The organism is Pseudoflavonifractor sp. An85 (assembly GCF_002161235.1).
Taxonomy (GTDB): Bacteria; Bacillota; Clostridia; order Oscillospirales; family Oscillospiraceae; genus Enterenecus.
On record NZ_NFHE01000027.1, the window covers coordinates 1 to 14,732 of the forward strand.

The following is a 14,732-nucleotide window of genomic DNA, read 5'->3' on the forward strand; positions in this document are numbered from 1 at the left end:
TAGCATATATGGGAATGGGAGTATTCCACCGTCCTATACCTCATCCCTGTAACTTATCCACCGTATCAGTTCATTATAAAAATCTTAGATTTTTGTCTTGACAACTGAGCCACTATACTCGAAGTATGGTAAAATTGATTAAACAATTTCCAGCAGAAGGTTGGGTAAAAAGCAATAGCGTGATAGATGAGCAATCCTTGAAAGAAATTTCAAGATTGCAAAGAGAAAATGAGGAGTTAAGAGGACGATTAGAAGCTATTGCAAGAGAAGCTCCTCAAGGTTCGGAAAAACTGGCGCAGGGAGACGATGAAGTTGAGTTGAGATTTGATTTTAGAGCCACTCATAAAAAGACGTGGAAGACGTATGATTGTAGTTCTTCACTTTTGCTTAGCTGGAATGAGTTGTTTGGTTGCATTGCTCCAGAGATGATAGACGAGTGTTCAGAAGTCGACATAGCAAGAGCTTTAGTTGGGTTGGTTGCCAGCTACAAGAATATAATCCTAGCTAAACCTGAGTTTTCTGACCTGATGAAAGCTAGCAATTTTGTGCTGGATAGAGATGATTTTAACCAAATTATTGTACAATTTAGGGCACTGGGGTTAATGTGTTTGAGTACAAAGAAGAAAAATCGTAGCACGAAGGACACGAATACATATTGGTCACTAACTCCCTACGGGGATTTTATTATGACGCAGCTGTTAGCAATCAAAAAGTAGTAAAGAGGGATCTGCACATGGGGACCAACTTCGATTTTCTCATCTCCGACCCCCAATTCACCACCTTCGGAGAGGTGGCTGTCTCAGCCGAAAAAATCTATACCATTGACCCGGCGGCCTGTGCGCTGAACTGCCGCCGGAGCCTGGAGTTTGCTATCAAGTGGATGTATTCTGTGGACGGCGGGTTGGTCATGCCCTATGACGATCGGCTGGCCAGCCTCATGGACACGGAGGACTTTCGGACCATCGTGGACCGGGACCTGTGGCAGCGGCTTAAGTACATCCGCCAGACAGGCAACGCCGCCGCCCACGCAGGGAAGAAGATCACCCCGGACCAGGCCAAGCTGTGCCTGGAAAATCTGTGGTACTTCATGGATTTTGTGGCCTACTGCTATGGTATAGACTATACCCCTAGAGAATTTGACCCGGCACTGCTGGAAGGGCAGACTTCTGCCCCGGCAACTGCTCCGGTGCCCGAGGTAGACCTTGCCGCCCTCATGGCAGAGAATGAGGCCCTTCGGGCCGAACTCACCGCCCGCCGGGAGGCTCAACAGCAAAACTACACCCCCAAGCCCCTGGATCTCTCCGAGTACAAGACCCGTAAGCTGTACATTGATGCCATGCTCACCGATGCGGGATGGACGGAAGGGAAGGACTGGGTCAATGAGGTGGAGCTTCCCGGTATGCCTAACCAGAGCGAGGTGGGCTATGCTGACTATGTGCTCTACGATGATGCCCACCGACCCTTGGCGGTCATCGAGGCCAAGCGTACCTGTGTGGACCCGGCCAAGGGCCGCCAACAGGCCAAGCTATACGCTGATTTGCTGGAACAGAAGTATGGTCGCCGCCCGGTGATCTTCCTCACCAACGGCTTTGATACCCGTCTGGACGATGGGGCTTACCCGGAACGACGGATGGCTGCCTTCTACTCCAAGCGGGATCTGGAAAAGCTGTTCAACCTGCGGGCTATGCGTACAAGCCTCAAGTACATCCAGGTCAACCGGGACATTGCGGGTCGTTATTACCAGGAGGGAGCCATCAAGGCCACCTGTCAGGCCCTGGCCCAGAACCGCCGGAAGGCTCTGCTGGTCATGGCCACTGGTTCGGGCAAGACCCGGACGGTGATTGCTCTGGTGGACGTGCTGCTCCAACACGGCTGGGTGAAAAATGTCCTCTTCCTGGCCGACCGCAATTCTCTGGTGACTCAGGCCAAGCGCAGCTTTGTGAATTTGCTGCCCGACCTGTCTGTGACTAACCTGTGCGAGGAGAAGGACAACTATACCGCCCACTGCGTCTTTTCCACCTATCAGACCATGATGAACTGTATTGACACGGTGGAGGACGGGGAGGGGAAGCTGTTCACCGTGGGCCACTTCGACCTGCTGATCTGCGACGAGGCTCACCGCTCCATCTACAACAAGTACCGGGATATTTTCAACTACTTTGATGCCCCTCTCGTGGGCCTTACTGCCACCCCAAAGGACGAGATCGACAAAAATACCTATGAGGTCTTTGAACTGGAGAGCGGCGTCCCCACCTACGGCTATGAACTGGCTCAGGCGGTAAAGGACGGTTTTCTGGTGGACTTCCTCATTGCAGAGAGCAAGCTGAAATTCCTGGAGGAGGGCATCGCCTACGATGATTTGCCCCAGGAGGAGCGGGAGGAGTACGAGAACACCTTCACCGATGAAAACGGAGAGCTGCCTGAGCGCATCAACTCTTCCAAACTCAATGAATGGGTATTCAACGAGGACACCATCCGCAAGGCCCTCCAGCTCCTCATGGAACACGGATTGAAAATTGACTACGGGGAGAAGTTGGGCAAGACCATCATCTTCGCCAAGAACCACCGCCATGCCGAGAAGATCCTGGAGATCTTCGGAAAGGAGTTTCCCCATCTGCCCGGCTACGCCAAGGTCATTGACAACTACATGACTTATGCCCAAAGTGCCATTGACGAGTTCTCAGACCCCAAGAAACTGCCCCAGATTACCATCTCCGTAGATATGCTGGACACTGGCATTGACGTGCCCCAGGTGCTGAATCTGGTATTTTTCAAAAAGGTGATGAGTAAGGCAAAGTTCTGGCAGATGATTGGCCGAGGGACCCGGCTGTGTCCGGGCCTGTTGGACGGAAAGGACAAGGAGAAGTTCTATATCTTTGACCTGTGCGGCAACTTTGAGTTTTTCCGCATGAACAAGGGAAAGGCCACCGCCAACCAGATGGCCTTGCAAAGTGCCATCTTCTACCTCAAGGCTCAGATTGTCTACAAGCTCCAGGAGCTGGCCTACCAGACCAAAGAGTTGATTCCCTTCCGGGAGAGACTGGTGGGGGAAATGCTGGCCAAGGTGCAGGAGTTGGACCGGGAAAACTTCGCCGTGCGGCAGCACCTGCGCTATGTGGAGAAGTTTGCCGCCCCCGAGAGCTACAAGGCTCTCAGCTATGAGGACACCCTGTATCTCCGGGACGAGGTGGCGCCGCTGCTCCAGCCAGATGTAGACGAGGCCAGCGCCGTGCGGTTCGATGCGCTGATGTACGGCATTGAGCTGGCCTACCTGGTGGGGAAGAAGTATGCCAAGGCCCGCAGTGACCTATTCAAAAAGGTCAGTGGCGTGGCCAGTGTGGCCAACATTCCGGAAATCCGGGCGCAGTCGGAGTTGATTGAAAAGATTCTACATACCAATTATCTGGACAACGCCGGCATCAACGAGTTTGAACACATCCGGGAATGCCTGCGTGGGCTTATGAAATATTTGCCCCGGAACGGACAGGTGTACACCACCAACTTTACCGATGACATTCTCTCTGTGGAGTGGAAGGAATCGGAGTTGGAGAATGACGACTTGAAGAACTACAAGGCCAAAGCAGAGTTCTATGTCCGGCAGCACCAAGACAACGCCGCCATTGCCAAGCTACGCTCTAACGTTCCGCTGACGGAGGAGGACGTGAAGGAGCTGGAGACCATCCTGTGGAGTGAGGTAGGTACCAAGCAGGACTACGAGGCGGAAGTGGGACAGAAGCCTTTGGGTGAATTTGTCCGGGAGATTGTGGGCTTGGATATGAACGCTGCCAAGGAGGCCTTCGCTCAGTACCTCAATGATGTGAATCTGGACAGCCGACAGATCTATTTTGTCAACCAGATCGTGGAGTACATCGTCCGCAATGGGGTGATGAAGGACTTGTCTGTGCTTCAGGAGCCGCCCTTTACCGACCAGGGGAGCATCGTGGAAGTGTTTACCGACCTGTCCTTGTGGGCGGGAATCAAGAGTGTCATTGACTGCATTAACGCCAATGCAGCGGCATGAGGATTGCGCCGCTGAAAAGAAAAAAGGTCGAGGTTCATCATGTGCCTCGACCTTCTCCCTTTGTAGGTGTTGACAGAATAGAACATCTGTACTATAATAAACATAGGAGAAAGCCAAAACTCGCAGCTTTCCGGTGAGGTCCACACCCCTGTGTGACCTCAGACGTTCATGGGCCTCGTAGGGCAACCATAACCACCCCTGTACGAAGGAAACTTCCATGAAGGTCTTCAGTATTTGGCGCTGTGCCGGCAGCGCGGGTGTGTATCTTTCCGTGGAAAGCGGAAAGGACACAAATGAACGACACTGTCGTTATCATCTATAATGGGGAGCCAGTATCAGTGCCAAAGGAGGTCGCAGACTTCCTGGAGCAGGATCGGAAACGGGAACAGGCAGAGAAAAAACGGGACCAAAGGCATCTGAGTAAAAGTGAGTTTGAAACGGTGCTGTCTTGTTCGGACTGTGTCAGGCGTCCCGTGGAAGATGCCGTGCTCTGGAACCTCCGGCTTGAAAATCTGCGGAAGGCCGTTGATGGCCTGGGCGACCAGAGCCGGGATCTCATCGAACTCCGATATGGCAAGAATCTGACCATGGAGGAGATTGGGAAGATCTATGGCGTGTCCAAAAAGGCGGTATCAAAGCGACTGAAAAAACTCCACGAAACGTTGAGGAGCTCTGTCACATGACAGGGCCCCTCAACTTTTTTCATTTTTCTGGTTTACAAACTGGCTGTCAGTGTCCTTATAAGTGAGGGCAAAGTTTTTGCGTTGCAAAACTCCACTGGAGGCCGCAGTGGGATACACCTCAAGAAATCATCAAAGGAGTGTAAACCATGGAAGAATGCAAGATAAACCACGATGCTTTGTATAGACTTTTGGAAATCAAATGTGAGCGGGAGACGTTGGAGTATGTTCTGGATGGGATGAATAAGGTGCTGGGCGAGGATCTGCCGGATGCAGATCAGGTGCAAGCCTACCTCATGTCTCCAGACAAGCCCACGTCTCTCAGCCTCCATCAACAGATGGTGGCAATGGACAAACTGCTGGAGTGTGCCGAGGTGAATTTCCGGACCACCTGTGATATGCTCCGGTACCGACAAATGAAACGGACAGGGGTGGTCAGCAGCGTAGAGGAATTTCTGCAGCTGCTCCATCCCGGTGAATGTGAGGAGGAATGGAATGAAGAAATCTGAATATCGGAGCTACGACGAACTGCCGCTGTTTCTCAACTCTGAAACGGTGGCAAAAGTGCTGGGTGTGTCAGCGTCCAGTGGGTACGAGTTGATGCACGAGCCAGGATTCCCTATGCTGCGCATCAGCAATCGCATGGTGGTACCCAAGGAACAGTTCATCCAGTGGGTGATGGAACGCACGGGAGGTGGAAGATGAAGTACCAGGGAAACTTTTTCTCTCTGCCCAATGACATTTTCATCTTGGGGTTGTGCCCGGGGGAACTGTCTGTGTACAGCTACCTCCGCCGATGCGAAGACCAGAAAACACACCAGTGCTGGCCCAGCTATAAGAACATCGGCAGTGCAACAGGGATGAGCGAAAATACGGTGAGCAAGTATGTGCAGAAGCTGGTGGACCGTGGCATGATTGCCACGGAGCCCACCAAGGTCACAACTAGGAAAGGCGTGACACGCAACGGGAATTTGTTGTACACAGTACTGCCTCCACTGGAAGTGATTGATCAGCACTACCAGCAGAAGTTGGTGGAGCTGGGACAGGAAACAGAGCGGCTGCGACTGCAGAAGCTCCAGGAGCAGCAGGCCCAAGAAGCACTGTGTACGCCGCTGTGAGGGGCTGTGTGCCCGATGACTGGACAGAGGAAGGCCCCTGCCCCACCTGGGGAATTTGAAGCGAATTTGGGCCACTTTCGAGAACTCTACGAAGGACCAAAACGGGGCCCCCGCCGAAGCCCAGCGCAAGCGGGTTCGGTGGGGAGAGGAGGAGCAGTGGAATGAGCGAGTTTTCGCCCTTTGGGGCGGAAATGAGGGATATGGAGCTTGCGACGACGAAAGGCAGGATAAAGGCCTGGTGTCACCTGGCCAGCCACAACTGCCCGCAGTGCGGGCAGTGACGGGAGTTTGCGCAGGTTGAAACATGGGGTCAAATCCAGAAAGGTGGATTTCTGCTCGATCAGGGTGCAGACCTGGAACACGTTGGGATTGTCCCAGCCCTCCCGCAGGGCAGAGTGGGAGAAGATAAAACGCAGAGGACAGTCAAAGCTGAGTAACCACTCTTTGTCCCGCATGATGGTGTTATAGGTGTCGTCGTCGGCCTGAGTGTCTCCCTTGGTGTCCTTGAGACGACCCTTTTTGTCCTGGGAGAAGTAGCCGTTGTGTACCTTGCTCACATCAGCAGGGAAGCGGGATTGAAGGGCGGCATATTTGGGCTTTGCCATCAGCTCCTGATAGCACTCCTCAAACATCTGGGCATAGATTCCCGCTGTGCCGTCCTCGTGGCGGTACTTGTCCACCTTGTCGATGAAAAACAGAGATAGAACTTTAATTCCCTTGTCCAGATACCGCAGCTCCTTGTCCAGATGGGTCTCAATGGTGCGGCGAATCTGGGCTTTTTTGATGATGTTTTCATCCACGTCTCCAATGGCTTTGCCCAGAGCTACCTCCTGAGTGTTGCCGAACTCCACGTGTTCAAAGTCCGGGGTGCAGTCGATCCCGGCGATGGTGTAGCCCTCGTAGAGATCCCGTTGTCCGGACAGAAGAAATAGGTCGTCTCCAGGCTTGACGGTAAATGCCTTGCGCTTCACAACACCGGTTTTGTCCTTGGCATCAATCTCAACCCGGGCTTTGAAGCCCTTCTCGTTGGACACGGACAACAGTCGCACATAGGCCTGGTTAAACCCACCGGCCACCTGATTGGAGGACACGGCAATCTGTTTTACCAACCCCATTTGGTAGGCATCCACCGGGGTAAGGCGGTACAGAAGGTTGATTTTCTCCCGATGGGTGGCGGAGTACCGCAGCACACACAGGGGATGCAGGGAGGCAATGGCCTCCTTGGCCTTGGGGGTGTTGTCTACGCTTTGGGGCTCGTCAATGATGACGATGGGGTTGGTATTTTGGATGAACCCCATGGCCGTCTCGCCGCCTAGCTTGTCCTGGGACTGGTTGATGATGTTCTCCGCCTTCTTAAAGGCATCGATGTTGATGATCATCACTTCAATGTTGGAGCTGGTGGCAAACTGGCGCACATCAGACAGCTTGGCGGAGTTGTAGATGAAGTACCGACAGGGTACATTGCCATATTGCAGGCCAAAGTGCTCTTGGGTGATCTGGAACGACTTGTACACGCCCTCCCGAATGGCCACCGACGGCACCACGATGATGAACTTTGTGAAGCCGTACTTGCGGTGCAGCTCAAAGATGGTCTTGGTGTAGACGTAAGTTTTGCCTGTGCCGGTCTCCATCTCAATGCAAAATTGCATGGTCTCGGCGGTATCAGTCAGGGGCAGGTTATTCCGCTTCTGAACCGTGTGCATATTGGCGGTCACAGCTTCCGGGGATATGTAAAGGGCATTTCCCTGGCCCCAGTCGCTGAGCAGAGACATCTGCCGCTCATCCACCACAGAAAAGGTGCTCTGGGTTTTCTCCTGGCCAGTGAATAGGTCTACCACAGCTTGCACAGCCTGGGTTTGGAAATCTTGAGTTTTAAATTTCAGCTTCATTCTGTTCGCCACATCACTTTCCCCAAAAGTAACTTCGGTTTGTATTATCCCAAACACCTAAAATGGCACCACACTTGCTACAGAATGGGGTAAACGAGAGTATAATATTTTCTTCTTTTGCCACATCATAGTGTCTTTCAACGCATCCTGCATATACCCCATTTTTACCGCACTCCGGACATATTTGACCAGGAAATTTCTGTTCTATGATTTTATCTATGTCTCTATCTGTGACGTAACAGTTATATCTAATTTTTTTCATGCAGATCACCCATTCATATTAAGTGTCCAATACTGGCAGAAGGACGGGTTCCATGCCGCCCCATGAGCCAACGAGAATCCAGGGGATAGAACCCCGCCACTACACTTTGCCGTACAAAATATAAATAGCCAATAACGGACCCTGACAGAAACTTTCATCGGGGTATTCCTGTTTCAGCCGCTCATATTCGGATAGCAGCAGAGGCAGGGTATCCTCCTGCTTCTGCATGCCAAACACCAGACAGGCCATGCTCTGGGTATAGGGATTCCCAATCTCAGGATACATATCCTTCAGTTGATCCACATAGTCCTGTTCTGCGTGGGCAAGAATGTAGACGGCAGCTTCGATAAACATATCTTGCATACTGGTGCGGAAACGGCGCAGCATAAGGGGGATGACTTCGACCTGCATGGTCAGTGCTCGCTGACATAATGCACTTCGATTGGTAATGTCGTAATTTCCTCGCATAAACCGCACAAAATCTTCGCCGCTGTGGAGATTCTGAATTGCCTCACGTTCCTGATGGATGTTTTCAAGCCGCTGAGGGTCCATCTCGGATTTTGTTAGATTAAAAATTTCTGTTTCCAGTTGTGCGGTAAATCCAGTGCTCATAGAAAAATAGCCAATATAAGCGGCAGATAATTGGTCCACCGGATTCTTTTTGAAAAAGTTCTTAGGGAGTTGATTTGTGTCCATTATTTTCCTCTCTATCACGTAAATCCATCTTTGAAACTATTCATGACACCATTTAAAAGTATGCATGGTGCCACGGTTGATGCGCATGATATATTCATCTTCGCCTTTATATCGTTCATAGATAGACTGGCGAATTCTGGGCTTTTCAGATTTGTAATCCAATTCTACCAATTGGGTAATTGGGAAAAAGGTGTGTCGATAAGCACCTGGTGTATCCAGGTGAGATGTACTCAATGTGTCTTTGGTATCACAGATGATCAAAAGCCCCTTTCCCTCCGAAAAGCGTCGTGCGGTCTCCAGCTTTCCAGTGAAACTTGCGATTTTTCCGTCACACCGTCTACTGCACGCACGGAACAGAACGGGGCGGGTATCGGGTAAATAATTCTTTAAGACAATGTCCCAAACATCATAAAATGCTTTTACCTTATCTTCGGGGCCAGTGAGTATCCACTCAACTATAAAAGTTGCGGATTCCTTGGATAATGGTTCACGAGAAGAGATCGCCCTGATTAAATTTTGTGCAATAGATGTCTTTTGTGTGTGAGTTAAACGATAGCGATATTGTTGTGACACGATTACACCAACTTCAATTCAATCTGATGATCCCGCAAAATATAGTAGGCATTGGCCATAGCGGTATCGTCGGCAAAGCTATCCCGGGAGATGATCACCTTGGCGGGGGCGTATTCCGTCATTTGCTCTACGTCCTCGGGCTGGACATTCTCAGCCAGACAGACCAGCAGCAGGTAGTCGTCCCCCACGGCATAGGCGGTTTTGTCGTTGACATCAATCGCATGGACGGAGTAGGTGAGAGGCACGCCCAGTTTGAGCATGATCTCATACACCATGTCCAAATCGCTGCGCTCTGGCTTGACCCGGTGAACCATGGCGTTCATGCGCTGGTACAGCAAATCCAGCTGTTCGTCCTCGATGGGGGTGGCATCCCAGGTTTTCAGGTTAGAGGTGTCCAGCTTGAACACACGGAAGCCTACATCCAGGGGGCGCTTGCCCTCCTCCATAGAAACCTGGGCGTTTTCCTCCAGAATCTTCTTTCCGGCCCGCCGGATACGCTCCTTGCCAATCTCACAAATGTTTTTGTATCCGGCTTTGTATGCCTCGCTCTTTTCGTCACACACTTCGGGGAGTTGAACCAGAATAAACCGCCGACTTCCACCGTCCTCGGCGTTGAGCTGCATCACCGCATGGGCGGTGGTGGCGGAGCCAGAGAAGAAGTCCAGAATGATGTCATCTCCGCTTGCTACCTGAGAAATAAGAGCCTTTATTAAGCTAATTGGCTTTGCGTAATTAAAGAGACTTTTATCATCAAACAAGGTATATACAGCCCTAGTACCCTCGGTATTTAATCCCACATCACTCATCCACGTGGAAAATGGATTTGTGTCACTTTTTAGCTCGTTGGCAAATCTCTTTTTCATAGGACGCTGAGAAGTGTCTTCGGGGAAAACGATTCTATCTTCCTCTATCAGCTTTTGCATACTATCCGGAGCGTAAGACCATACACGATTATAACTGGGGTGATATGTTTTCCCAGTTTTAGGATCGACCAAGTCATAGTACTGGTTGGGGCGCATATCGGCATTCATGCCGACTGTTAAGTCGCCAGCAACCCAAGGGCCTCTCGGATCGTTGTCAGGGTTTGAATATCCTTTATAATCCTTTTTATATCCGGCAAAAGGAAGGAACTTTCCTTTGTGATACATAAGCAGGTACTCGTGATCTGTTGACACTTTTGATTGATCCATAGCGGAAGAAGTCCTTCTTTTCCATACGCCACAGCCAACAAAATTTTCCTCGCCAAACACTTCGTCGCAAATTTTGCGCAGGTTTGTGACCTCATTATCATCAATGGAAATAAAAATCACACCATCATCCTGCAGAAGGTTTGCAGCCAGTCGCAGACGGGGATACATCATGTTCAGCCAGTTGGTGTGATACCGTCCCATGGTCTCTGGGTTGGACTTGGTGGTCTGTTGGGTCACTTCCTTGTACCGTGCCATGGGGTCGGCAAAGTCGTCGGCGTACACAAAGTCATTGCCGGTGTTGTAGGGAGGATCAATGTAGATCATTTTCACCTTGCGGTAATAGGCGGTTTGCAGCAGCTTCAAAACCTCCAGGTTGTCCCCCTCAATGTAGAGGTTCTGGGTGGTGTCCCAGTTGACGCTCTCATCGGGGCAGGGGCGCAGCGTCCCGGTGGAACGCTTTTGGGCCAGCTTCAGGCATTCCGCCTTGCCCTTCCACTCAAACTTGTACTTTTCAAAGTCGTTTTCAATGTACTCCCCACACAGGGCCAGTAACTTATCAATGTCCAACTTGCCCTCGCTGACGCACTCAGGGAATACAGCACGAAGCTTGTCTAGGTTAGTTTGTTCGATATCCATACTTAGTCCATTTATAAATTCAGTCATTTATGTTCCTCCAAGAAGGTTGTTGTTTTTATCAAAACGGCAAGTTGAACCGCTCAAAATATCAACCAAAATCATGCCGACAACACTCTCAACATCAATGTGTACTCTTTGTGTGATTGTTCTGTAACCAAAATTGCCGGAAAGTCGGCTAATCTTGACAAGGCATCCATCTTGCATTGCAATAAATGCATCATCAAATATCTTTTCACAATATGTTTCTTGTGGTAATGCTTTATTCAGAAAGTCGGTTACAATATCAAAGACAAAACACATATGAACTTTCTGACTGTTTATGATCTCATAATTTTGAAGATTTTTTTTGCCTGATGGCAACACCTGAACGTTAATTTTATTATCAGATATCCATTGCTTATCCAACTCTAAGGTTAGATGATCGGCATATGGTATTTGTAGGTTAATTTCAATATTTAGTTCCGTCATTTTACCTATCCAATCAGAGGCTGCTGGTTTTCTTAGCTCATAGATTTTAATACCATGAGCCTGTGCGACTTCGATAGCGCCAGATTGGAAGCCACTCTTTGAAACAAAAACTCCTTTGGTGCCGGAAGGGAAGTCATCAAGGATCGCTTTAAAGGCTAACATTTGTTCTTTTTTAACTTTGTTTTTCCAATCTTTTGCTTGAATAACCGTCTGATACTGTAAACCACCAACTTCAAATTCCCAATATACATCAATTTGATGGAAGGTAGTTTTTCCTGGTAGAGTGATGTCATGTTGAACATTTATGTTTTGAACAGAATTTTGATTTACAATCTGTGAAAAGATTTTCTGTGTCAGCTTCTCGTATGGTTTTCCTGTATTTTTAGACATTTAAACACCTTACTTTTGCTACAAATTCTCTTTGCACCTTTGCCGTCAAGTTTTCTGCCTCAGCAAAAGCCTTTCTTTTCTCCTCTAGCTCCATATCCAACCGCATAGCCTCAAAGAACTGCCCTTCCTGCCGCTTCATGTACTCCTGGCGCAGCTTTGTCACGTTTTTCTGCAAGGTCAACCGCTGGAGCCGGTCGCCGGTGACGGTCTCCAACTCCGCTTGGGCTTCCTGCACCTGGCTGTCCAAGATGTTGAGTTCCCGGCTGAGGGCCGCTTTTTCGGCGGTGACACGCTGCTTCATTCGCTCCATCTCATCTGCCTGGGCCGGGGACAACTTTTCCATCCGAGCCTCCATCAGTTTCTGGGTGGGAACCAGCTTATCCAATCCATGGGGGCGGCTGCCGCTTTTTAGCCAGTGTGGGGAACAATGTCCCTCTTCGGTGCAGTTCAGCACGGGCAGGGCGAGAAGTTCTTTGCAGGCTTCCTCGTCCAACTCCTTGCCGCTCTCGGTCTGCCCACACAACACCAGTTGTTCTGTGCGGCTGGAGGAAGAGGTGAGGGTGACGGTGTAGAGGCCGATTTCACACACCTCTTCCATGCCGGAAACGGTCAGTTTACCTGTGTCGGCACATTCCAGTTCGTGGAGAATTCCGCGGCCAATGGTGCTGGACAGGGTGATCTGTCCCGCCTTGGGCCGGAAATCCTTACCCATGCCGTAGACCTTTTGACTGCGGTAGGGCTTGTTCCGGCTTCCCGTCCAGTAGTAGAAGAGCACCGGGAGCTGCTCATAATTGGTGGCGGTGATGGTGCGCTTGTCCTCGTCTATGACAAAGTGACAGTCGGTGTTTTTTTCGTTGTAGCGCTCAAAGAACCACTTGGAAACCTCCCACAGCATGTCATTGAGTTCTTGGGCCTTGCGGTCAATGTACCGGGGAGAGAGCGTTACCTTATCCGCCAGTTCTCGGGTGAACGTGGTAAAGAGTACATCCTCAGCAGCGGAGACCGTCTGTCGGTTGCCCTCCTCGTAGGTGTCCAGGGTGGCTTGAAAATCTTGCTCCACCTGGGCTTTGGAGCGTAACCGCTGGGCGATGACCGGAAAGGCCGCTGTCACGTCGTCGGTAAAGCCACCCAGCACGTCATCCGTGATGCCAAAGACACCGTCCGTCACCAGCATCCGCTTGTTGACCAATTCCAGCTTGCGGACATCGGCGAAGTTGTTCTTGTCGATGAAGGCCACGGACAGGACATCATTCTCCTGTCCCAGTCGGTGACAACGGTCGATGCGCTGCTCCATCTTGAGGGTATTATACAGTAAATCGTAGTGAATGACAAAGGCGGAGTCCGCCAAATGGAAGCCCTTGGCCCCATTGTCGGTGGACAGCAGCACTTCACCCTCCTCCTGGAAGCGGCGGATCACCGAGTAATCGGCGCTGCCGTGGTAGGAGAGGGTGGAGTAGTGGGGAGACAGGAGACGCTGGAGCATTTTCTGGGTCTCCACGCTCTCCGTGAATATTACGGCTTTCCGTTTGGCTCCTGTTTTCTTCATCAGGGAAAATCCTTGTTTGAGAACTGCCAGCAGTTCTGCGGCCTTAGCATCCTGGGGGATGCTTTCCGCCACGGCCTGCATTTCCTGCCACTGGGCCAGCTCCTCCTGTGCATCCTCCATGCCGTGCAGCCGCTTGATGACCCCCTTGATGGTCTGCAACACCGCCGCCGTGGAGGAGCTCAGCAAACCCAGCAGGCGAAGAGCCAGGTCGTACTGGTTCATCTCTGGAAAGGCTTTCTTTTCCGGTTGGTTGATGTAGGTATAGAGCAGCTCATAGAGGTTCCGTTCCTGGCTGGACGGCGTATACTCCACCGTCATCAGCACACGTTCTGGCACCTTGGCGTAGCGCTTGGCCTGGGAGCGAAGGGTGCGGAAGCAGTAGGGGCTGACCAAACGGCTCAACTCCGGGTAGTTCTCCGGGCGGCGGAGATACCGGGCCAGAAACTCACGCTCGCTGGGCAGTACCGTTTCGTCAATGAACCAGATCAGGCCGTACAAATCCATGATGTTCTTTTCAATGGGGGTGCCGGTGAGCAACAGCTTGAAGGAATCCCCGGCAATACGTTTTAGGGCTTTGGCTTGCTTGTTGTCCTCCTGATAAACAGGGGAGAGGGTGTTGGCTTCTTCAAATACTGTCAAATCCCAGTTCACCACCTTGGCGGCTTCCTCGTGATCGGCGGCGAAGTCGTAGGTGGTGATGATCAGGGCGTCCTGGATAAAGGCGTTGGGGGTGTCTGGGCTGGTGTTCTGCTGCCAGTGGTCACGATGGGTCAGCACCACATAGGGGACGGTATAGTGTTGCTCCAGCAACTCCACCCACTGGTGCAGCAGGTCGGCATTGGGAATCACCAGCAGAATCCGACTGCATCCCTCCAGCCACTTCTGCGTGATCACCAGCATGGCCTCGTGGCTTTTGCCCAGGCCTGCCTCGTCACACAGAACAACGCCCTTTTGATAAGGGGAGCGCAAGGCAAAATGAGCCGCAGCCAGTTGAAACGGATAAATCTGAATGTCCGAAGACGCGTACACCGGGATCAACTGCTCCTCCTCTGGTAGCTGGGCCAGCTGCCTGGCCTGGTAGTATGCGTGAAACGGCGATGCCAGCATGGAAATTCCTCCCCTCGTATGGCTTATTATGCCAGATTTTGCGGTGGAATACAATGTCTGGTGATAGGGGGAGATTCTTGCGACGCTGAAAACAAAAAAACTCAGGAGTTCATCACCTAAAATGTAAAACAGAGGTTTTTTAGTTCGCTGAAACTG

General features: G+C 51.0%; 12 protein-coding genes. 6 read left to right on the forward strand and 6 right to left on the reverse strand.

The features are described from left to right. Positions 1-125: 125 nt before the first annotated feature. The 6 genes from B5G37_RS11225 (at position 126) to B5G37_RS11250 (ending at position 5,819) form a co-directional block, all read left to right on the forward strand. Positions 126-716: a hypothetical protein gene (locus B5G37_RS11225; protein WP_143482936.1), complete on the forward strand. Its 591-nt coding sequence runs from the start codon at positions 126-128 to the stop codon at positions 714-716. Between the two features lie 17 nt (positions 717-733). Continuing rightward, the gene (locus B5G37_RS11230) at positions 734-4,021 is read left to right on the forward strand and encodes a DEAD/DEAH box helicase family protein (RefSeq protein ID WP_087257542.1); all 3,288 of its coding nucleotides are present in this window, start codon (positions 734-736) and stop codon (positions 4,019-4,021) included. Positions 4,022-4,359: 338 nt separating this feature from the next. Next, positions 4,360-4,704, forward strand: coding sequence for a sigma-70 family RNA polymerase sigma factor (locus B5G37_RS11235; RefSeq protein WP_158099409.1), 345 nt, complete (start codon positions 4,360-4,362; stop codon positions 4,702-4,704). 146 nt (positions 4,705-4,850) lie between these two features. Further along, positions 4,851-5,210, forward strand: coding sequence for a hypothetical protein (locus B5G37_RS11240; RefSeq protein WP_087257546.1), 360 nt, complete (start codon positions 4,851-4,853; stop codon positions 5,208-5,210). Further along, positions 5,197-5,406: a helix-turn-helix domain-containing protein gene (locus B5G37_RS11245; protein WP_087257548.1), complete on the forward strand. Its 210-nt coding sequence runs from the start codon at positions 5,197-5,199 to the stop codon at positions 5,404-5,406. Before B5G37_RS11240 ends, B5G37_RS11245 begins: the two co-directional genes overlap by 14 nt. After that, positions 5,403-5,819, forward strand: coding sequence for a helix-turn-helix domain-containing protein (locus B5G37_RS11250; RefSeq protein ID WP_087257550.1), 417 nt, complete (start codon positions 5,403-5,405; stop codon positions 5,817-5,819). Before B5G37_RS11245 ends, B5G37_RS11250 begins: the two co-directional genes overlap by 4 nt. 86 nt (positions 5,820-5,905) lie before the next feature. Here the strand turns inward: B5G37_RS11250 and B5G37_RS11255 are convergent, their stop codons facing one another. The 6 genes from B5G37_RS11255 to B5G37_RS11280 form a co-directional block, all read right to left on the reverse strand. Beyond that, positions 5,906-7,708, reverse strand: coding sequence for a DEAD/DEAH box helicase family protein (locus B5G37_RS11255; protein WP_242962876.1), 1,803 nt, complete (start codon positions 7,706-7,708; stop codon positions 5,906-5,908). Positions 7,709-8,069: 361 nt separating this feature from the next. Further along, positions 8,070-8,666 (reverse strand): hypothetical protein, encoded by a 597-nt coding sequence (locus B5G37_RS11260; RefSeq protein ID WP_087257553.1) that lies wholly within the window; start codon positions 8,664-8,666, stop codon positions 8,070-8,072. Positions 8,667-8,702: 36 nt separating this feature from the next. Next, on the reverse strand, positions 8,703-9,239 hold the full coding sequence (locus B5G37_RS11265; protein ID WP_204217917.1) for a hypothetical protein: 537 nt from the start codon (positions 9,237-9,239) through the stop codon (positions 8,703-8,705). A 2-nt stretch (positions 9,240-9,241) separates the two neighbouring features. Further along, positions 9,242-11,092 carry a site-specific DNA-methyltransferase gene (locus B5G37_RS11270; RefSeq protein ID WP_087257555.1) on the reverse strand — a complete coding sequence of 617 codons (1,851 nt, stop codon included), beginning with the start codon at positions 11,090-11,092 and terminating at the stop codon, positions 9,242-9,244. Further along, positions 11,093-11,923, reverse strand: coding sequence for a restriction endonuclease (locus B5G37_RS11275; protein ID WP_087257557.1), 831 nt, complete (start codon positions 11,921-11,923; stop codon positions 11,093-11,095). Continuing rightward, positions 11,916-14,576 carry an SNF2-related protein gene (locus B5G37_RS11280; protein ID WP_087257559.1) on the reverse strand — a complete coding sequence of 887 codons (2,661 nt, stop codon included), beginning with the start codon at positions 14,574-14,576 and terminating at the stop codon, positions 11,916-11,918. The genes B5G37_RS11275 and B5G37_RS11280 overlap by 8 nt, the downstream gene beginning before the upstream one ends. Positions 14,577-14,732: the final 156 nt, after the last annotated feature.

What these genes read in the sequence shown, in the direction of transcription:
- B5G37_RS11225 (WP_143482936.1), top strand. Translation starts at nt 126, where the DNA reads ATGGTAAAATTGATTAAACAATTTCCAGCAGAAGGTTGGGTAAAAAGC.
- B5G37_RS11230 (WP_087257542.1), top strand. Translation starts at nt 734, where the DNA reads ATGGGGACCAACTTCGATTTTCTCATCTCCGACCCCCAATTCACCACC.
- B5G37_RS11240 (WP_087257546.1), top strand. Translation starts at nt 4,851, where the DNA reads ATGGAAGAATGCAAGATAAACCACGATGCTTTGTATAGACTTTTGGAA.
- B5G37_RS11245 (WP_087257548.1), top strand. Translation starts at nt 5,197, where the DNA reads ATGAAGAAATCTGAATATCGGAGCTACGACGAACTGCCGCTGTTTCTC.
- B5G37_RS11250 (WP_087257550.1), top strand. Translation starts at nt 5,403, where the DNA reads ATGAAGTACCAGGGAAACTTTTTCTCTCTGCCCAATGACATTTTCATC.
- B5G37_RS11255 (WP_242962876.1), bottom strand. Translation starts at nt 7,708, where the DNA reads ATGAAGCTGAAATTTAAAACTCAAGATTTCCAAACCCAGGCTGTGCAA.
- B5G37_RS11260 (WP_087257553.1), bottom strand. Translation starts at nt 8,666, where the DNA reads ATGGACACAAATCAACTCCCTAAGAACTTTTTCAAAAAGAATCCGGTG.
- B5G37_RS11270 (WP_087257555.1), bottom strand. Translation starts at nt 11,092, where the DNA reads ATGACTGAATTTATAAATGGACTAAGTATGGATATCGAACAAACTAAC.
- B5G37_RS11275 (WP_087257557.1), bottom strand. Translation starts at nt 11,923, where the DNA reads ATGTCTAAAAATACAGGAAAACCATACGAGAAGCTGACACAGAAAATC.
- B5G37_RS11280 (WP_087257559.1), bottom strand. Translation starts at nt 14,576, where the DNA reads ATGCTGGCATCGCCGTTTCACGCATACTACCAGGCCAGGCAGCTGGCC.